This window comes from Allorhizobium sp. DMC15, assembly GCF_056314065.1.
In genome coordinates this window covers 492209-510805 of the sequence record NZ_JBQUZB010000003.1, presented here as the reverse complement: position 1 = coordinate 510805, position 18597 = coordinate 492209, and the positions used below count along the sequence as shown (strand labels likewise).

General features: G+C 61.3%; 17 protein-coding genes. 15 read left to right on the top strand and 2 right to left on the bottom strand.

Annotated elements, in window-relative coordinates:
- Positions 1-89: 89 nt before the first annotated feature.
- Positions 90-776, top strand: a complete 687-nt coding sequence (locus tag ACT53S_RS16785; protein ID WP_476067819.1) for a PAS domain-containing protein — start codon at positions 90-92, stop codon at positions 774-776.
- 33 nt (positions 777-809) lie between these two features.
- Here ACT53S_RS16785 and ACT53S_RS16780 read toward each other — a convergent pair whose 3' ends face one another.
- Positions 810-1343 carry a hemerythrin domain-containing protein gene (locus tag ACT53S_RS16780; protein ID WP_476067818.1) on the bottom strand — a complete coding sequence of 178 codons (534 nt, stop codon included), beginning with the start codon at positions 1341-1343 and terminating at the stop codon, positions 810-812.
- A gap of 273 nt (positions 1344-1616) precedes the next feature.
- Between ACT53S_RS16780 and ccoN the strand changes: the two genes are divergently transcribed.
- From ccoN to ACT53S_RS16730, 10 genes are all read left to right on the top strand, one after another.
- The gene (gene ccoN, locus ACT53S_RS16775) at positions 1617-3260 is read left to right on the top strand and encodes a cytochrome-c oxidase, cbb3-type subunit I (RefSeq protein ID WP_142068689.1); all 1644 of its coding nucleotides are present in this window, start codon (positions 1617-1619) and stop codon (positions 3258-3260) included.
- A gap of 11 nt (positions 3261-3271) precedes the next feature.
- Positions 3272-4003, top strand: a complete 732-nt coding sequence (ccoO, locus tag ACT53S_RS16770) for a cytochrome-c oxidase, cbb3-type subunit II (RefSeq protein ID WP_476067817.1) — start codon at positions 3272-3274, stop codon at positions 4001-4003.
- Between the two features lie 10 nt (positions 4004-4013).
- Positions 4014-4166: a cbb3-type cytochrome c oxidase subunit 3 gene (locus ACT53S_RS16765; RefSeq protein ID WP_113376527.1), complete on the top strand. Its 153-nt coding sequence runs from the start codon at positions 4014-4016 to the stop codon at positions 4164-4166.
- 3 nt (positions 4167-4169) lie between these two features.
- On the top strand, positions 4170-5036 hold the full coding sequence (gene ccoP / locus ACT53S_RS16760; RefSeq protein WP_113376526.1) for a cytochrome-c oxidase, cbb3-type subunit III: 867 nt from the start codon (positions 4170-4172) through the stop codon (positions 5034-5036).
- 169 nt (positions 5037-5205) lie between these two features.
- Positions 5206-6792 carry a cytochrome c oxidase accessory protein CcoG gene (gene ccoG / locus ACT53S_RS16755; protein ID WP_476067816.1) on the top strand — a complete coding sequence of 529 codons (1587 nt, stop codon included), beginning with the start codon at positions 5206-5208 and terminating at the stop codon, positions 6790-6792.
- Complete coding sequence (locus tag ACT53S_RS16750) at positions 6789-7277, top strand: FixH family protein (RefSeq protein ID WP_476067815.1); 489 nt, start codon at positions 6789-6791, stop codon at positions 7275-7277. The genes ccoG and ACT53S_RS16750 overlap by 4 nt, the downstream gene beginning before the upstream one ends.
- A 2-nt stretch (positions 7278-7279) precedes the next feature.
- Entirely contained in the window at positions 7280-9589 is a 2310-nt protein-coding gene (locus tag ACT53S_RS16745) for a cation-translocating P-type ATPase (RefSeq protein ID WP_476067814.1), read from the top strand.
- Positions 9586-9741, top strand: coding sequence for a cbb3-type cytochrome oxidase assembly protein CcoS (ccoS, locus tag ACT53S_RS16740; protein ID WP_110790557.1), 156 nt, complete (start codon positions 9586-9588; stop codon positions 9739-9741). The genes ACT53S_RS16745 and ccoS overlap by 4 nt, the downstream gene beginning before the upstream one ends.
- 99 nt (positions 9742-9840) lie before the next feature.
- The gene (gene gndA / locus ACT53S_RS16735) at positions 9841-11262 is read left to right on the top strand and encodes an NADP-dependent phosphogluconate dehydrogenase (protein ID WP_476067813.1); all 1422 of its coding nucleotides are present in this window, start codon (positions 9841-9843) and stop codon (positions 11260-11262) included.
- A gap of 239 nt (positions 11263-11501) precedes the next feature.
- Positions 11502-12680, top strand: coding sequence for a GGDEF domain-containing protein (locus ACT53S_RS16730; protein ID WP_476067812.1), 1179 nt, complete (start codon positions 11502-11504; stop codon positions 12678-12680).
- 50 nt (positions 12681-12730) lie between these two features.
- Here ACT53S_RS16730 and ACT53S_RS16725 read toward each other — a convergent pair whose 3' ends face one another.
- Positions 12731-13762, bottom strand: a complete 1032-nt coding sequence (locus ACT53S_RS16725) for a LacI family transcriptional regulator (RefSeq protein WP_476067811.1) — start codon at positions 13760-13762, stop codon at positions 12731-12733.
- Positions 13763-14210: 448 nt separating this feature from the next.
- Here ACT53S_RS16725 and ACT53S_RS16720 point away from each other — a divergent pair, with 448 nt between their 5' ends.
- From ACT53S_RS16720 to ACT53S_RS16705, 4 genes are all read left to right on the top strand, one after another.
- Positions 14211-15446, top strand: a complete 1236-nt coding sequence (locus ACT53S_RS16720) for an ABC transporter substrate-binding protein (RefSeq protein ID WP_113376520.1) — start codon at positions 14211-14213, stop codon at positions 15444-15446.
- A 162-nt stretch (positions 15447-15608) separates the two neighbouring features.
- Positions 15609-16511 (top strand): carbohydrate ABC transporter permease, encoded by a 903-nt coding sequence (locus ACT53S_RS16715; RefSeq protein WP_113376519.1) that lies wholly within the window; start codon positions 15609-15611, stop codon positions 16509-16511.
- On the top strand, positions 16504-17448 hold the full coding sequence (locus tag ACT53S_RS16710; protein ID WP_113376518.1) for a carbohydrate ABC transporter permease: 945 nt from the start codon (positions 16504-16506) through the stop codon (positions 17446-17448). Before ACT53S_RS16715 ends, ACT53S_RS16710 begins: the two co-directional genes overlap by 8 nt.
- A gap of 4 nt (positions 17449-17452) precedes the next feature.
- Entirely contained in the window at positions 17453-18541 is a 1089-nt protein-coding gene (locus ACT53S_RS16705; protein WP_476067810.1) for an ABC transporter ATP-binding protein, read from the top strand.
- The last annotated feature ends 56 nt before the right edge of the window (positions 18542-18597 follow it).

The following is an 18597-nucleotide window of genomic DNA, read 5'->3' as shown; positions in this document are numbered from 1 at the left end:
CTAGCCTGTATTCGTCACATGGATGCGTGAGGTGAGCGATGTCTTCTGGCGAATTTCGAGATGCAAATCTGCGCCTGTTGTCAGAAGCGGTGTCGCAAAAGAATCGCCAGCTGCAACAGGCGATTCGCAGCGGTAACGACGATCTGGTTCGGGCGATCGACCGCGAGATCGATCCGCTCATGGCGGATTTGATCAGTTATCGGGCAAGCCACACCGACGATATCTATCTGCAGATGCGGCTGGTGACCACCTTGCTCAGAGAAGATGCGGACGACCGGTCCTGCGTCTTGCGGCATGCGTCGACACTGGCCCTCTTGGTCGAACGTTATTTCGGACCCCGCCGCACGCAGGTCGCGGGTCCGGTCTGGGCACCGGCTGCAATCGATGCGCCGATCCAGGACGACGACGAAATGCTCAATGAGACGATCCTCAACAACCTGCCGGAGCGGATCGCCGTCGTGACGCGCGACTATCGCTATCTCTTTGCCAATCCGCCAATGGCGGAGATGCTGGGGGCAGCGCAAATGGATCTAATCGGCCAAAGCGTCTTCGAAGTGCGTCTTGAACCCGAGTTGCGCGAACCCATGCGCGAAGCACTCGATCTTGCTTTTTCTGGTCGCGTCGGCGCTTTGTCGACCGTGTTTCGGTCGGGTATGGAGGGGCGGATCGTCCTGCGCGCACGCTACAGTCCGCTCAGGGCGTCTCGCGGACTCGTCAACGGTGCGGTTCTCACCTTTGGCGACAGCGAGTCGATGATCGGCGGCATGGCCGCCTGAGTCCGGGTGAAGATCCGGTCGTAGCCCAATCAGTCAGGCGACCGGTGTGTCCGGCGCTCTTTCCAGGCTGTCCAGACTCACGCCTATGAGCAGATGCTCGCGTTCGAACGCGATGTGGCGCCGCAATCCTTCAAAAAAGCCGCGCAACATGTAGCCCACGGCTTCCATGTTGACCCGCGTGCCCGAACCCAGCCGCAACAAGGCGTCCGTCAGTTCCTCGGCAAAACACTCGTCTTCGCAATGCTCGAATTTCAGGCGCTCGAGTGTGGTGGCAAGATGGTCGTTGGCGTCCGGGCTTGCCTGCAGGTACGGAAACAGCACCGTTTCCTCGTAATGGTGGATGCCCTTGATGAGGGGGCCGAGAGCCTTTGCCGCGTAGATGCATTTCTGGCGGTTGACGCTTGCCGGCAGGGAGTCGGCGATGTCTTCGAGTTCCTGGCAGAGGGCGAGCTGCTCCTCGTGAGCCCGGTAGAGCCATTCGAGGGTGCGCTGCCCCGTGTCCAGACGGGCGTTGCCGGTCTTCGTCTCGGTCGGGCCTGCCGAATATGTGGTCCTAATTGTCTGCATGTCCGATTTCTCCAACGGCGTCGCGGTCGCAGCACGCCAGCACTCCCAAGACACGCGTGCCGGGCCAATTCCGCGATTGCTCCGGAACCTGGTCCGAGAGGTCGCAAACCCGGATGCGAAGCAGAAGGTCGCGAATTTTAGGAGAACCCGCATTGACCTGGATCAAGGTGGTCTGCCGCCTCCGATGCGAATGGTGCAGACGACGCGAGAGGATTCTCCTTCGGGAGCGGACGCATCGCGATGAGATCAGCAAGCCGTTGGGGGATTCCAACAATGAACTATACTGTCGAGACCTTGGTGATGGCGGTCCTCGCCTTCGCCGCGCTGCTCGGGGTGGCTTTCACCCAGGACAGCCTCTTCGCAGCCCATATGTGGGTTGCCTTCTTCGTGCTCACCGCCGGCACGATCGTCATGCTGCGGCGGATGAAATTTGCACCGACCACGGCGGGCGCTTCCGGCGCGGCCCAGGCCAAGGCCTCCCAGTCGGAGTATTTTGACGAGGTCGTGCGTTACGGCGTCATTGCCACGGTCTTCTGGGGCGTCGTCGGCTTTCTCGTCGGCGTCGTGGTCGCGCTGCAGTTGGCATTTCCCGATCTCAACATCGAGCCCTGGCTGAACTTCGGCCGGCTTCGTCCGCTGCATACCTCTGCGGTCATTTTCGCCTTCGGCGGAAACGCACTTCTTGCGACTTCTTTCTACGTGGTTCAGCGGACCTCCCGCCAGCGCCTGTTCGGCGGCAATCTCGCCTGGTTCGTCTTCTGGGGCTACCAGTTCTTCATCGTCATGGCTGCCACCGGCTATCTGCTGGGCATCACCCAGGGCCGTGAATATGCCGAGCCGGAATGGTATGTGGACCTCTGGCTGACCGTCGTCTGGGTTGCCTATCTGATCACCTTCATGGGCACGATCATGACCCGGAAGGAAAGCCATATCTATGTGGCCAACTGGTTCTATCTCGCCTTCATCGTCACCATCGCCATGCTGCACATCGTCAACAATCTGGCGATCCCGGTGTCGTTCCTCGGCGTGAAGAGCTACTCGGTCTTCTCCGGCGTCCAGGATGCATTGACCCAATGGTGGTATGGCCATAACGCCGTCGGCTTCTTCCTGACCGCAGGCTTCCTTGGCATGATGTACTACTTCGTGCCCAAGCAGGCCGGTCGTCCGGTCTATTCCTACCGCCTGTCGATCATCCACTTCTGGGCCCTGATCTTCATGTATATCTGGGCCGGCCCGCACCACCTGCACTACACCGCTCTGCCGGACTGGGCGCAGACACTGGGTATGGTCTTCTCGATCATGCTGTGGATGCCCTCCTGGGGTGGCATGATCAATGGTCTGATGACGCTCTCTGGCGCCTGGGACAAGATCCGCACCGACCCGATCATCCGCATGATGGTCATTGCGATTGCCTTCTACGGCATGTCGACCTTCGAAGGCCCGATGATGTCGATCAAGGCCGTCAACTCGCTCAGCCACTATACCGAATGGACCATCGGTCACGTTCACTCGGGTGCGCTCGGCTGGGTCGGCATGATCTCCTTCGGCGCAATTTACTACCTGACGCCGAAGCTCTGGAACCGCAATCGCCTCTACTCGCTGCGTCTGGTCAACTGGCACTTCTGGCTCGCCACGCTCGGTATCGTGGTTTATGCCGCCGTGCTCTGGGTTGCCGGTATCCAGCAGGGTCTGATGTGGCGCGAATATGATGCCCAGGGCTTCCTGGTCTACTCGTTCGCCGAGTCGGTCGCCGCCATGTTCCCCTACTACGTCCTGCGCGCCGTCGGCGGTGGCATGTACCTGCTGGGCAGCGTGATCATGGCCTACAACATCCTGATGACCATCCTCGGCTATGAGCGCCAGGAAGCCCCGATCCCCGGATCGGTCGCCCCTGCTGCCCTGCAGCCGGCTGAATGAGGAGGGCTCCCATGTCCATTCTTGATAAACACGCAATCCTCGAGAAGAACACGAGCCTTCTCTTCCTCGGATCGCTTCTGGTGGTCACCATCGGCGGTATCGTCGAGATCGCGCCGCTCTTCTACCTTGAGAACACCATCGAAAAGGTGGAGGGCATGCGCCCCTACTCACCGCTCGAACTGGCCGGTCGCAACATCTACATCCGTGAAGGCTGCTACGTCTGTCACAGCCAGATGATCCGTCCGTTCAAGGACGAGGTCGAGCGCTACGGTCACTACTCACTGGCAGCGGAGTCGATGTACGATCATCCGTTCCAGTGGGGCTCGAAGCGTACCGGTCCGGATCTCGCCCGCGTCGGCGACCGCTATTCGAACGAATGGCACGTTCAGCACCTGACCGAACCGCGCGACGTTGTGCCGGAATCGATCATGCCGAGCTATTCCTATCTGAAGGAGACCCCGCTCAAGGTCACCGGCGTCCAGATGGACCTGAAGGCCAACCGCATGGTCGGCGTACCCTATTCGGATGAAATGGTCGAACTGGCCGCTGCCGATCTCGCCGCCCAGGCCGATCCGAATGCCGATACGTCGGGACTTCTGGCCCGCTACCCCAAGGCCAAGGTCGGTGATTTCGATGGCAACCCGGCACAGCTTTCCGAAATGGATGCGCTGATCGCCTATCTGCAGATGCTCGGCACGCTGGTGGACTTCTCCACCTACGACGACGCCACCGGTTATCGCTGAGGAGGGACCCATGGAAACCTATACCGCCATGCGTCACTTCGCCGACAGCTGGGGCCTGCTCGCCATGGCCCTGTTCTTCGCCGGCGTCGTCCTGTTCACCTTCCGCCCGGGCGGCAAACGGCAGGCCGACGACGCGGCCAGCATCCCTCTCAAGGAGGATTAAGAAATGGCAGACAAGAAACATATCGACGAGATCAGTGGCGTCGAAACCACTGGCCACGAATGGGACGGCATTCGCGAACTGAACAACCCGATGCCGCGCTGGTGGGTCTGGACCTTCTATGCGACGATCCTCTGGGCGATCGCCTATACGGTCTTCTATCCCGCCTGGCCGCTTCTGACGAGCAATACCAAGGGGCTGCTGGGCTATTCCAGCCGCGCCGAGGTGGCGCAGGAATTGGCGGCTGCCAAGACCTCGCAGATGGTCTATCTCGACAAGATCGCGGCCCTGCCGCTCGATCAGATCGTTGCCGATAAGGAGTTGAACCAGTTTGCCATCGCTGGCGGTGCTGCCGCCTTCAAGGTGAACTGCTCGCCCTGCCACGGATCGGGTGCTGCCGGCGGTGCCGGCTATCCGAACCTCAACGATGACGATTGGCTGTGGGGTGGCGATCTCGAATCGATCCACACGACCATCGCGCATGGTATTCGCTACGATGGCGATCCCGATACCCGCGTGTCGGAAATGCCGGCCTTCGGTGAGATCCTCGACGCCGATCAGATCAAGCAGGTGGCTGCCTATGTCATCAGCCTGACCGGCACGCCGAGCGATGCTGCCCTGGTCGAACCCGGCAAGACAGTCTTTGCCGAAAACTGCGCCTCCTGCCACGGCGAAGATGCCAAGGGCGGACGCGACTTTGGTGCGCCGAATCTGGCCGATGCCATCTGGCTTAAGGTCGACGGCGAAGCCGGAATTGCGGCGCAGGTGCGCCAGCCGCGCCATGGCGCGATGCCGGCCTGGAGCGCGCGCCTTGGCGACACCACCGTCAAGCAGCTGACCGTCTTCGTCCATTCGCTCGGTGGCGGTGAATAAACCTCCGCTTCCGGACAAATTGCGGGCCGCATCACCGATGCGGCCCGTTTTCGTTTATAGATTTTAAAAATCCTATGTGTTGCGACGCTTCGCCGCTGCTTGACTTAAGTCAAGGCGGGGTAGTCGGCGAGGTGGGACAAGGCGAGCATCAGAAGAGGGTTCTCCTGCCATGAACATGCATGCCGATCAGAACAAGGTCGCCGATCCGGTGGACGTCGAGAGACACGATGCCGAGGCGGTCATGTCCGCCAAGACACGCCGCCCGCTTTACGAAGCGCGCAAGAAGATTTTCCCCAAGCGCGCCAATGGCCAGTTCCGGCAGTTCAAATGGATCGTCATGGCGATCACGCTCGGCATCTACTACCTGACACCGTGGCTGCGCTGGGACCGTGGTCCCTATGCACCCGACCAGGCGGTGCTGATCGATATCGCACACCGCCGCTTCTATTTCTTCTTCATCGAGATATGGCCTCAGGAATTCATTTATGTCGCCGGGCTTTTGGTCATGGCGGGTTTCGGACTCTTCCTGATCACATCCGCGGTCGGCCGCGCCTGGTGTGGCTACACCTGTCCGCAAACCGTGTGGGTCGATCTCTTTCTGGTCGTCGAACGCTTCATCGAAGGCGATCGCAACGCACGGATCAAGCTTGAGGGTTCGCCCTGGACTTTTGACAAGATCTGGAAGCGGGTGACCAAACATGTGGCCTGGCTCGCGATCGGGGTTGCCACCGGCGGCGCCTGGATCTTCTATTTTGCCGATGCGCCGTCGCTGGCCGTGGAATTCTTCACAGGCCATGCCGATCCTGTCGCCTATGCCACCGTCGCGATCCTGACAGCCACCACCTATGTCTTCGGTGGGCTGATGCGTGAGCAGGTGTGCATTTACATGTGTCCGTGGCCGCGCATCCAGGCCGCGATGCTCGACGAGAAATCGCTCGTCGTCACCTATAATGACTGGCGCGGTGAACCGCGCACCCGCCACGCGAAAAAGGCGATCGCGGCCGGGGAGCCGGTGGGTGACTGCGTCGATTGCAATGCTTGCGTCGTCGTCTGTCCGATGGGTATCGACATCCGCGACGGGCAGCAGCTGGAATGCATCACCTGTGCACTCTGCATCGACGCCTGCGATGGCGTCATGGACAAGATCGGCAAGCCTCGCGGCCTGATCGCCTATGCGACGCTTGAAGAATATCAGGCCAACATGGCGCTTGCCACCAACGACAACACCACGCCGGTTCAGCCGTCGAATGTCCGCAACGCCGACGGAAGCTTCTCGGACAAGATTCGCCATTTCGACTGGCGTGTGATCTTCCGGGCGCGTACTCTGCTCTACATGGGCGTCTGGAGTGCGGTCGGCATCGGGCTCCTGGTGTCCCTGATCGGCCGGGACCGCCTGGAAATCAACGTGTTGCACGACCGCAATCCGCAATACGTGCTCGAGTCGGACGGCTCCATCCGCAACGGCTATACTGTGCGTATCCTCAACATGATCGCCACGCCGCGCGAGATCGAAGTGTCGCTCGACAGCCTTCCTGAGGCGGTGATGAAGATCAACGGCGTCAACGAGCCTCCGGCCCGAACCTTCACCGTCTCGGTTGAACCGGACGAGGCGACCACACTGAAAGTCTTCGTTACACTGCCCGCCGCCTTTGCCACGACCGCGACCCAGGAGGTCACCTTTGTCGCGAAGGACAAGGACAGCGTCGAGCAGGACACCTATTCCGCCATCTTCAACGCCCCGGGAGCCAAGAAATGACCGCCAGGACAGCCAAGTCGTTCACCTTCACCGGCCGCCACATGCTGGCCACCATGGTCGCATTCTTCGGCGTCATTATCGCCGTCAACGTGACCATGGCTTATCTGGCAACCTCCACCTGGAGCGGGCTCGTCGTGCAGAACACCTATGTCGCCAGCCAGCAGTTTAACGGCAAGACCGAGGCGATCCGCCAGATGCTGGCGACGGGTATCAACGGTGAACTCGCGGTCAAGCGTGATGGCATTCGCTACCATCTGACCCTGCCGGGGAACGTTCCCGTCGTGGCCGACAGCGTGGTTGCCCATTTCAAGCGCCCGGTCGGCGAGCACCAGGATTTCGAACAGGTCCTGACCCCCGCCGGCGACGGCATCTATCTCGCCGAGCGTGAGATCCTCGCCGGCAGCTGGATCGTCGAGATCAAGGCGGAGAAAGATGGCAAGCTGATCATGCACGAAGCCCACCGGATCGCCGTTTCGGGAGAATGACCATGAGTTGCTGTGCAGCGGGATCGGAAGGCGCTCTGGATATCGAGCGGGCAGGGCATGCTCTGCCGTCCGCCGAAGAGTTGAAGCTGTCGAGCCGTTCGGTCGGACCCGGCCTGTGGCAGGTCGATCTCAGCGTGCCCGCCGTCCATTGCGGCACCTGCATCACCACCGTCGAGCATGCGCTCAAAGCCTTGCCGCAGGTCGAGCGGGCACGGGTGAATCTCTCGACCAAACGTGTTTCCGTCGTCTGGAGGGAAAGCGTCGATGGGGTTGAGACCGATCCTGTGTCGCTTCCGCGCGCCATCGCCTCGACGGGCTACGAGTCGCATCTTTTCACGGCGGCCGAAGAGGCTTCGGATACGCTGCGCAACCAGCTGATCCGGGCGGTAGCCGTTTCTGGTTTTGCTGCCACCAACATCATGCTGCTCTCCGTGTCCGTCTGGTCGGGGGCGGATGCCGCCACCCGCGATCTGTTTCACTGGATCTCGGCAATGATAGCCGCCCCCGCGTTGATTTATGCAGGCCGCTTCTTCTACCAGTCTGCCTGGAGCGCGCTGAGGCACGGCCGCACGAACATGGATGTACCGATCGCGATCGGCATCACCTTGTCCTATGCCGCCTCCCTTTGGGAGACGGTCCATCACGGCGAACATGCCTATTTCGATGCGACCGCTTCACTGCTCTTCTTCCTGTTGATCGGTCGCACGCTCGACCACGTCATGCGCGACCGGGCGCGTTCGGCGATTTCCGGCCTCGCGCGCTTGAGCCCGCGGGGCGCCATGGTGATCGGCGAATTCGGCGTTCAGGACTATCGTGCCGTCGAGGACATCAAGGTCGGCGACCGCATCGCGATCGCTGCCGGTGATCGCATTCCCGTCGACGGTGTCGTGATTTCCGGCGAGAGCGATCTCGACGTGTCAATCGTCAACGGCGAAAGCGCGCCTCAGTCCGTCCGTGTGGGCAGTGCCGTACAGGCGGGAACGCTGAGCCTCACTGGTTCGCTGACGATTTCAGCGACTGCGACCGTGACCAATTCCTTCCTCGCCGAAATCATTCACCTGATGGAAGCGGCCGAAGGGGGCAGGGCACGGTACCGGCGAATTGCCGACCGGGCTGCCCAGTTCTATTCGCCCGCGGTGCACCTGCTTGCCATCACGTCCTTCGTCACCTGGGGACTGTACGACGGTGACTGGAAGCATGCGATGATGGTCGCCATCGCAGTCCTGATCATCACCTGCCCCTGTGCGCTCGGCCTCGCCGTTCCTGTCGTCCAGGTCGTCGCCGCCGGCCGGTTGTTCAAGGCTGGCATCATGGTCAAGGACGGCTCGGCCATGGAGCGGCTGGCCCAGGTCGACGCGATCGCCTTCGACAAGACCGGCACGTTGACGCTCGGGCGTCCCCGGCTCGTCGAGGGACCTCCGGTCCAGGCTGACGCCTTCGCTGTTGCCGCCGGCCTTGCCGCCCATTCCCGCCATCCCCTGTCGCGGGCGTTGTGGAATGCCTATACGTTCCAGCCACGCAGCTTCGATGGCGTCCGTGAAGTCCCCGGCGCAGGCGTCGAGGCTGTCACGGCAGAAGGCGTCTGGCGGCTCGGCAACCGCGCGTTTGCCTGCGGTGACGAGAGGGCCGAGATCGGTGCGACACCCTTTTCCGAGGTCGTCCTGTCGCGCGACGGCATCGAGGTCGCAACCTTCCACTTCGAGGACATCATCCGTCCGCGCGCCCAGCGTTCAATCAACGCCTTGAAGGCCTCCGGTTTCGGTCTGGCAATACTGTCGGGCGACCGCGCTGTGGTCGTGGCAAAGATTGCCCGCGAGCTCGGGATCGACAGCTGGCGTTCGGGGCTCACGCCGCGCCAGAAGGCCGAGGCCTGCGCTGAAGCGGAAGCCACGGGCAGCAAGCTTCTGATGGTCGGCGATGGCATCAATGATGCACCGGCACTGGCCGCCGCGCATGTCTCCATGGCGCCCGCCACCGCTGCCGATGTCGGACGCCAGGCTGCCGATTTCGTCTTCATGCGCGAAGGGCTGGAAGCCGTGCCCTTTGCCATCGAGGCGTCGCGCCGGGCAGGCCGTCTCATCCGCGAGAATTTTGCACTGGCCATCGGCTATAATGTCATCGCCGTGCCGATCGCGCTCCTGGGCTATGCAACGCCGCTGATTGCGGCGGTCGCCATGTCAACCTCGTCGATCATCGTCGTTGCCAATGCGCTGAGGCTCAATCGGCTGGCCATCGAGGAGGTGCCGGCGAGTGCGTCCGGAACCGGATCCGGCATCGTCGCTCCGTCGACAGGGGAGAGGCTTGCGGCATGAATATGCTCATTTTCCTCATCCCGATTGCGCTCTTTCTCGGCGGGCTCGGACTCTTTGCTTTCCTCTGGTCGCTGAAGAGCGGTCAGTATGACGACCTCGACGGTGCTGCCTGGCGCGTCATCACGGAGGACGAGGATCATCCCGCCGGGTGATACGGTCTGTTTACCGCCTGATCAAGAATTGCTCTTGCCGCACCGCATTCATGATGCGACAAAGCGCCTCCTAATCGATTTGAATGCGGAGGTTTCATCGTGCATCAAGCGGAAATCGGACTGATCGGTCTCGGAGTCATGGGCTCCAATCTGGCGCTCAACATTGCCGAGAAAGGCAATCGGATCGCGGTCTTCAACCGGACGCCCGCCCGCACCGACGAATTTCTCGGCGAAGCCGGCGACCTCGCCGACCGCATCATCGGTTGCCACACGATTGAAGAGTTTGTCGCGGCCATCCGTCCGCCGCGCCCGATCATCATCATGATCAAGGCCGGCGAGGCCGTCGACGAGCAGATGGCGGCTCTTCTGCCGCATCTCGCCAAGAACGACATCATGATCGATGCCGGCAATGCCAATTTCCGCGACACCGTCGCCCGTTTCGACCGGCTCGCCGGAACCGATGTCACCTTCATCGGCATGGGTGTGTCGGGCGGTGAGGAAGGTGCCCGTCATGGGCCCTCGATCATGGTCGGTGGTACCGAGGAGAGTTGGAAGCGCGTCGAACCCGTGCTGACCTCGATCGCCGCTAAGTTCAACGGTGACCCCTGCGTCGCCTGGCTCGGTACCGATGGCGCCGGTCACTTCGTCAAGACGATCCACAACGGCATCGAATATGCCGACATGCAGATGATTGCCGAAATCTACGGCATCCTGCGTGACGGCCTGAAGATGTCGGCTGCCGAAATCGGTGAGATCTTCGGTGAGTGGAACAAGGGGCGTTTGAACTCCTATCTAATCGAAATTACCGAGAAGGTGCTGAAGGCCACCGATCCGGAAACCGGCAAGCCGATGGTCGACGTGATCGTCGATTCCGCCGGCCAGAAAGGCACCGGCAAGTGGTCAGCCATCGAGGCCCAGAACCTCGCAGTCGCGGCCTCCGGCATCGAGGCTGCTGTTGCCGGTCGCGTCCTCTCTTCGCTACGCGACGAGCGAATCGCGGCGGAAAAGCTCTTCGGCCTGCCGGCGCTCGCCGACGCGCCGAAGGACAAGGCGGCGTTCATCGCCGACCTCGAAAACGCTTTGCTCGCCGCCAAGATCGCCGCTTACGCACAGGGCTTTGCCGTGATGTCCTCGGCCTCGGACGAGTTCAACTGGTCGCTTCCGATGCCGACGATTGCCAAGATCTGGCGCGCCGGCTGCATCATTCGCTCGCAGTTCCTCGACGAGATCACCTCGGCCTTTACCAAGGACCCGAACGTGCCGAACCTCGTGGTGACGCCGGCTTTTGCCGCGATGGTCAAGGAAACCGATGGGGCCCTGCGTCGCGTGGTTGCTCATGCGGCCCTTTCCGGACTGCCGGTCCCGGCGCTGTCTTCGGCGCTCTCCTACTTCGACACGTATCGTCGCGGCCGCGGCACGGCAAACCTCATCCAGGCGCAGCGCGACTTCTTCGGCGCGCATGGTTTCGACCGTCTCGACGGCAAGGACATCCATCACGGTCCCTGGGCCGGGCAGTTCTGATTCGCCATCTCTCTCGTGGCTGACTTGGAGCCCGCCCCTTGGGGCGGGTTCTCTGCATTTTGCCGACGGTTCGACAGATCTGACGAGCGGGCCGGTGGCACGTTCTGCTTGTGGGCCCAAATTAGGTGGAGGACCTGCAACTCCCTCGATTCCTAATGATCGCGTTGAGAAGTGGTTAAGATCTGCGCCCTAGCGTTGTCGTGCGGTTAATCCGGTCGTGCGCAATCGAGGCTTTCTCTATGTCCTTTCTCAACATCCCGACCATCATGTTCAGCGGTTTCGTTGTTCAGGCGGCGATGGGCCTACTTTTCTGGCGCAGTTGGCGCGTCGAGCCGGAGCGTCAGGAGTTTCTGCTGTGGTCGGCCTCGTGCGGCAGTGCGTCGCTCGGCTTCCTCCTCATGGCGTTTTATCCCGGCACCTACACTCTCGCCACCGTCACCATCGGGCCGGGTCTACTGCTGATGAGCTTTGCGCTCTCCTGGCAGGGGCTGCGTCGCTTCGATCATCGTTCGGTCGACCTCAATCTGGCCTCGGCTGGTCCTCTCCTGTGGATGGCGCTGACCACGATCGTGCCGGTGTTTCATGAAGTGCTGGCGGCTTGCCTCGCCTTGTTCGGCATTCTTGCGGCGGTCTATGCGGCTCTTGTCGTTCATGAGCACCGGCTGTCTGCGCGGGAAGAGCATCTGCCGGCTCGACGCATGATCACGACGTGGTTTCTGGTCCATGGCTTGGTGGCGCTTGTTGCTGCCGCATTGTCTCTGGCATCGGCCGTCAACGGCGGGGGTGGTGCGATGCTTGTTCAGCCGATCTGGCCCGGATTGTTCGCTGCTGAACTCCTGCTGCACGGCGTCGTGGCGGGTGTCGCAGCCGATCTGCTAGTCAAGGAGCGGCTGCAGTTGGAAAGCCGTTGGGCTGCATCGACGGATACGCTGACTGGACTGGTCAACCGCGGCACCTTCCTGGAAATGTTACAGACCCTGTCGGTCAAGGTGCGCGGCGAGGGCGCCTTCCTCTATGTCGACGTCGACCATGTCAAGCGGATCAATGACCGTTTCGGCCATTCCGGCGGTGACCACGTTCTGAAAACCTGCGCTGATCTGATTGCCCGGGAATTGCCGCAGCACGCGTTGCTCGGCCGCCTCGCCGGCGCGGAATTCGCGGCCTACATCCCTTTCTGTGACCTGGAGAAGGCGGAGGCGCTCGGCCATGTGATCTGCGAGAGCGTTGCGCAACAGATATTCACCCTCGGCGACGCTATGGTCGGCGTAACCGTCAGCGTCGGTGTCGCGCATGGGGCGTTGCAGGTGACGCCGGACGAGTTGCTGAAGCGCGCGGACGCTGCCCTGCATTCGGCCAAGGTCAACGGGCGCAATGCCGTCGTCGTGTGGCACGAGGGCGACCGCCCGTCTTATGCGTGACCGCTCCTGCGAAGAGGGGCGATCTCATGCGATCCTTGACGGCGCTGTCCTCAATCCCAGCGCGGTTCGCTGATGCTTTGCAGCAGTTGCGGCTCGACCCCATCGATGCGGGCGATAACCGCTTTGGCCAATTCGCGGCCGGCCTGGCGGACGTCTTCCTGGGCCACGATGATTTCCGGCCGGATCCATCTGAGTATCGGTATGCCCTGCTTGGCGACAAGATCAACATCGCGGCCGACATGCAGCCCGGCCGCCTCGATACCGGCATTGGCGGCGATCGCGCTGCTGCCTGACGACGAAATGATCCCGTCGGGCGCGTCCGGACCGCTCATCAGGTCCTGAACCCGGGCGCGGATCTGCTCGAGCGGCGAGTCGAGGTTGACATGCAGCGGGACTTCTTCGGCGCCGAAAGCCTTCAGGCCGCGCATGAATCCCGTGAACGTGTGCTCGTAATAGGTCAATTTGCTCGGCGGCGGCAGAAGCGCCAGCCTTCGTCTGCCTTTCTTCACCAATCGCTCGACGGCGGTATAGGCGAAGGCCTCGTTGTCGAAGTCGTGATAGGGATGGGCGTCACGCATGTTGGTCCGCCCATGGGTGGCGAACGGCATGTTCTGCTCCATCAGCAATCGCACCCGCGCGTCCTCGGGCTCGGTGCGCGAGATAATCACGCCGTCCGCCGATCCCGTCTCCAGGATGTACCGAACCGGCAGCATCGGATCCTTGGTATGAGCATGGGGGGTGACCACGATATGGTAGGGTGTGCCGGAGAGCACTTCGGAAATCCCGACAACCATCTGGTTGGAGAAGCCGAGGATTTCCTCGTCGATGCCCAGCACGAGGGCAATGACATTGGTCTTGCCGGTCCGCAGGCGCACACCCGCCCGGTTCGGCTGGTAGCCGAGTTGCCGGGCCACCATGCGCACGCGCTCTTTCGTCTCGGCGCCGATATCGGGTGCATCCTTGAGCGCGCGTGACACGGTCGTGATCCCGAGTCCGGTCATGAAGGCGATCGTCTTCAGTGTCGGTCGTTCTCGCGGCGTCGCTGCCCGGTCCATGAGGCCGCTGCCCTGCTGTTCTGTCATCGTGTCCCCGCCTTCAGCATAAGCCACGCTTATAATTGGCTTTTCTCCGACTGCAAACCCGCCGTCCCGGACCTCCTCCCGATCGAGCGGAGAAAAAATCTGAAACGATACAGTCGATTTGTCGAGCGTTTTCTTATGTTGCGCTGCGAAGCGTCGCAACCTGAGATGTTTGCAAATTCGTATCCTTGGTGTGTCGTCCGTGTCTGGCCGGGTTCTGCTGTGTTGCAGCAATATTTTCTGATCGGCGTCCTAAATGTCGGCGTGGAAACGAGATTATCTCGGTTGCGGCGCAACATTATTTTGTCTCATGGGGTAGCTTGGTCACGAGGGAATAGGACGTATCAACGCGGATCACACGGCCGGAAAATTTTTTATCCGTTGCATGGTTGCGCTCCAAAAATCTTTGACATAAGTTTTTCCGGCAACGTTTCAGTGAGGGAGGAGACTCATGAATTACCGTAGCTTTGCGGCCGCTTTGGCCGCCACCGTCGTCATGCCGTTTGCAGCGGCTCAGGCAACCGATCTTGAAGTCACGCATTGGTGGACGTCCGGCGGCGAAGCCGCAGCCGTCGCCGAGCTTGCAAAGGCTTTCGATGCCACCGGCAACAAGTGGGTCGACGGTGCTATTGCCGGTTCCGGCGGCACCGCGCGTCCGATCATGATCAGCCGCATCACCGGCGGCGACCCGATGGGCGCCACCCAGTTCAACCACGGCCGTCAGGCGGAGGAGCTGGTCGAAGCTGGTCTGATGAAGGATCTGACGGCTGTTGCCGAAAAGGAAAAGTGGAAAGAGATCGTCAAGCCGGCCAGCCTGCTCGACAGCTGCACGATCGACGGCAAGATCTATTGCGCGCCTGTTAACATCCATTCCTGGCAGTGGCTGTGGTTGTCCAACCCAGCCTTCGAGAAGGCCGGCGTTCCCGTGCCGAAGAACTGGGACGAGTTCGTGGCAGCCGCTCCGGCACTCGAAAAGGCCGGCATCATTCCGCTCGCCGTCGGTGGCCAGCCTTGGCAGTCTGCCGGTGCCTTCGACGTGCTGATGGTCGCCATCGCAGGCAAGGACACCTTCTACAAGGTGTTCAAGGACAAGGATGCGGAAGCAGCCGCAGGCCCGGAGATCGCAAAGGTCTTCAAGGCTGCGGACGATGCCCGCAAGATGTCCAAGGGCTCCAATGTGCAGGACTGGAACCAGGCAACCAACCTCGTGATCACCGGCAAGGCCGCCGGTCAGATCATGGGTGACTGGGCACAGGGTGAATTCGCGCTCGCCGGCCAGACCGCCGGCAAGGATTACACCTGCCTTCCGGGTCTCGGCGTGAACGAGATCATCTCGACCGGTGGCGATGCCTTCTACTTCCCGGTCCTGAAGGACGAGGCGAAGTCGGCGGCTCAGGACGTTCTTGCTGCCACGCTGCTGGCGCCGGCCACGCAGGTCGCCTTCAACCTGAAGAAGGGTTCGCTTCCGGTGCGCGGCGACGTGGATCTGGCCGCTGCCAACGACTGCATGAAGAAGGGTCTCGACATCCTCGCCAAGGGGAACGTGATCGAGGGGACCGACCAGCTGCTTTCTGCCGACAGCCAGAAGCAGAAGGAAGACCTGTTCTCCGAATTCTTCGCCAATACGTCCATGACCGTCGAAGATGCGCAGAAGCGCTTCGTCGATATCATTGCGTCCGCCGACTGATTGCGGGTGATGTGACCGGCCAGGGGCAACCCCGGCCGGTCATTGGCCATTTTCGACCGGGTAGGGCATCACGCCCGTCTGCCGGCTGTGCGGGATGCGTATGCGTGTCAGCGTGACGGCCTTGGTGCGACCGCCCGTGTCCAGGACGAGGAGGACTGACCCATGGCGACGCCCGCTCATGCCGGTCGACCGAGCAAACTGTTTCGCAATCTCAACGCCAAGATCGCCTCCATACCGATGGTGCTGACCGCCCTGGTCATTTTCCTCGGGGGTACCATCTGGACGATCGTTTATTCCTTCACCAATTCGAAGCTCCTGCCGCGGCTGAAATTCGTCGGCTTCGATCAATATGATCGCCTGTGGGATGCGCCGCGTTGGGTCATGTCGATCCAGAATCTCGCGATCTACGGCATCCTGTCTCTGATCTTCAGCCTGGTGATCGGTTTTGTGCTCGCGGCGCTGATGGACCAGAAGATCCGCTTCGAGAACGCCTTCCGGACCATCTTCCTCTATCCCTTTGCACTGTCCTTCATCGTCACCGGTCTTGTCTGGCAATGGATCCTGAACCCGGATTTCGGGGTGCAGTCCATCGTCCGATCCCTTGGCTGGGAGACCTTCACCTTCAACCCGCTCTATAACTCCGACATCGTCATCTACGGGATCCTGATCGCCGGCCTCTGGCAGGGCACGGGCCTCGTGATGTGTCTGCTGCTTGCGGGCTTGCGCGGCATCGACGAGGACATCTGGAAGGCGGCGCGCGTCGACGGCATCCCGATGTGGAAGACCTATCTCTTCATCATCATCCCGATGATGCGCCCGGTCTTCATCACCACGCTCGTCATCATCACATCCGGCATCGTGCGCCTCTACGACCTCGTCGTCGCCCAGACCAGCGGCGGCCCGGGCATCGCCTCTGAAGTGCCGGCAAAATATGTCTACGACTACATGTTCCAGGCGCAGAACCTCGGACAGGGCTTCGCCGCCTCCACCATGATGCTGCTGACGGTTGCCATCGTCATCATCCCCTGGGCCTATCTCGAATTCGGAGGAAAGAAGCGTGGCTAATCCCGGTTCTCTCAACACCGCTGCGGCCGGTTTCGACGCCGTTTCCGATCGCGTCGGTTCCGGCCCGCGTGGCGCCAAGCCGAAGCGGGCGTTTTCGCCGCGCAACATCATGCTCTATGGGTCGCTGATCTTCTTTGCGATCTATTATCTGGTGCCGCTCTACGTGATGATCGTCACGTCGCTCAAGGGCATGCCGGAGATTCGTCTCGGCAATATCTTCTCGCCGCCGGTCGAAATCACCTTCGAGCCCTGGGTCAAGGCCTGGGCGACCGCCTGCACCGGTCTCAACTGCGATGGTCTGTCGCGCGGCTTCTGGAATTCGGTGCGCATCACCGTACCGTCGACGCTGATCTCGATCCTGATCGCCTCGGTCAATGGCTATGCACTCGCCAATTGGCGCTTCAAGGGTGCGGAGCTGTTCTTCACCATCCTGATCATCGGCGCCTTCATCCCCTATCAGGTCATGATCTATCCGATCGTCATCGTGCTGCGCGAACTCGGCATCTATGGCACGCTGACCGGTCTCGTCATCGTGCACACCATCTTCGGCATGCCGATCCTGACGCTGCTCTTCCGCAACTATTTCACCTCGTTGCCGGAAGAGCTGTTCAAGGCGGCGCGCATCGACGGGGCAGGGTTCTGGCAGATCTATCTCCGCATCATGCTGCCGATGTCGCTGCCGATCTTCGTCGTGGCCATGATCCTGCAGATCACCGGCATTTGGAACGACTTCCTGTTCGGCGTCGTGTTCACGAGGCCCGAATACTATCCGATGACGGTGCAGCTCAACAACATCGTCAATTCAGTCCAGGGCGTGAAGGAATACAACGTCAACATGGCCGCAACACTTCTGACCGGCGCCGTGCCGCTCATCGTCTACTTCATTTCCGGACGCCTCTTCGTCCGGGGCATCGCCGCCGGCGCAGTCAAGGGTTAAGCTCATGTCGCACAGTGTATCGATCAAGGACCTCTCGTTGAGCTTCGGCGCCGTCAAGGTGCTGGAAAACCTCAATCTCGACATCACCGAAGGGGAGTTCCTCGTGTTGCTCGGCTCGTCGGGCTGCGGCAAGTCCACGCTTTTGAACTGCATCGCCGGTCTGCTCGAGCCGACCGACGGGCAGATCTTCATCAAGGGTCGGAACGTCACCTGGGAAGAGCCGAAGGACCGCGGCATCGGCATGGTGTTCCAGTCCTATGCGCTCTACCCGCAGATGACGGTGAAGAAGAACCTCTCCTTCGGCCTGCAGGTCGCAAAGATGGCGAAGGACGAGATCGAAAGACGCGTGCAGCGCGCTGCCGACATCCTGCAGATCGGGCCGCTGCTCGATCGCAAGCCTTCGGCACTCTCCGGCGGCCAGCGTCAGCGCGTGGCGATCGGCCGTGCACTGGTGCGCGACGTCGATGTGTTCCTGTTTGACGAGCCGCTTTCCAACCTCGACGCCAAACTTCGCTCGGAATTGCGCGTCGAGATCAAGCGCCTGCATCACAATCTGAAGAACACGATGATCTACGTCACCCATGACCAGATCGAGGCGCTGACGCTCGCCGACCGCATCGCGATCATGAAGAGCGGTGTCATCCAACAGCTCGCCGATCCCGGCACGATCTACAATCGGCCGAAAAACCTCTTCGTCGCGGGCTTCATCGGTTCGCCGTCGATGAACTTCCTGCATGGCGAACTCATCAACGAGGGCGGCCAGATCTATTTCCGCACCCATGATGTGCTGTTTGCGATGAATGGCTACGAGTCACAGGAGCCGCTCAGCGGCGGTCGCAAGGTCATCCTCGGCGTCCGCCCCGAGCATATCAAGGTCGACGAGGAAAACGGCATCGGCGAATTGCACGAGGCGACGGTCGACATTGAGGAGCCGATGGGTGCCGACAACCTGCTCTGGCTGAAACATGCCGGCCATACGCTGTCGGTCCGCATCAGCGGCACACGCCGCTATGCCCCCGGTGCTAAGGTTCGCCTCGGTTTCGACATGAGCGTCGCGTCTCTGTTCGATGCCAAGACGGAAGAACGTATTTGACGGACTCCCCACGTCCCGGCTTGGCCGGGGCGTCTTTTTCTTCTGCAAGGACTGGT

What these genes read in the sequence shown, in the direction of transcription:
- ACT53S_RS16780 (WP_476067818.1), bottom strand. Translation starts at nt 1,343, where the DNA reads ATGCAGACAATTAGGACCACATATTCGGCAGGCCCGACCGAGACGAAG.
- ccoN (WP_142068689.1), top strand. Translation starts at nt 1,617, where the DNA reads ATGAACTATACTGTCGAGACCTTGGTGATGGCGGTCCTCGCCTTCGCC.
- ccoO (WP_476067817.1), top strand. Translation starts at nt 3,272, where the DNA reads ATGTCCATTCTTGATAAACACGCAATCCTCGAGAAGAACACGAGCCTT.
- ACT53S_RS16765 (WP_113376527.1), top strand. Translation starts at nt 4,014, where the DNA reads ATGGAAACCTATACCGCCATGCGTCACTTCGCCGACAGCTGGGGCCTG.
- ccoP (WP_113376526.1), top strand. Translation starts at nt 4,170, where the DNA reads ATGGCAGACAAGAAACATATCGACGAGATCAGTGGCGTCGAAACCACT.
- ccoG (WP_476067816.1), top strand. Translation starts at nt 5,206, where the DNA reads ATGAACATGCATGCCGATCAGAACAAGGTCGCCGATCCGGTGGACGTC.
- ACT53S_RS16750 (WP_476067815.1), top strand. Translation starts at nt 6,789, where the DNA reads ATGACCGCCAGGACAGCCAAGTCGTTCACCTTCACCGGCCGCCACATG.
- ACT53S_RS16745 (WP_476067814.1), top strand. Translation starts at nt 7,280, where the DNA reads ATGAGTTGCTGTGCAGCGGGATCGGAAGGCGCTCTGGATATCGAGCGG.
- ccoS (WP_110790557.1), top strand. Translation starts at nt 9,586, where the DNA reads ATGAATATGCTCATTTTCCTCATCCCGATTGCGCTCTTTCTCGGCGGG.
- ACT53S_RS16730 (WP_476067812.1), top strand. Translation starts at nt 11,502, where the DNA reads ATGTCCTTTCTCAACATCCCGACCATCATGTTCAGCGGTTTCGTTGTT.
- ACT53S_RS16725 (WP_476067811.1), bottom strand. Translation starts at nt 13,762, where the DNA reads ATGACAGAACAGCAGGGCAGCGGCCTCATGGACCGGGCAGCGACGCCG.
- ACT53S_RS16720 (WP_113376520.1), top strand. Translation starts at nt 14,211, where the DNA reads ATGAATTACCGTAGCTTTGCGGCCGCTTTGGCCGCCACCGTCGTCATG.
- ACT53S_RS16715 (WP_113376519.1), top strand. Translation starts at nt 15,609, where the DNA reads ATGGCGACGCCCGCTCATGCCGGTCGACCGAGCAAACTGTTTCGCAAT.
- ACT53S_RS16705 (WP_476067810.1), top strand. Translation starts at nt 17,453, where the DNA reads ATGTCGCACAGTGTATCGATCAAGGACCTCTCGTTGAGCTTCGGCGCC.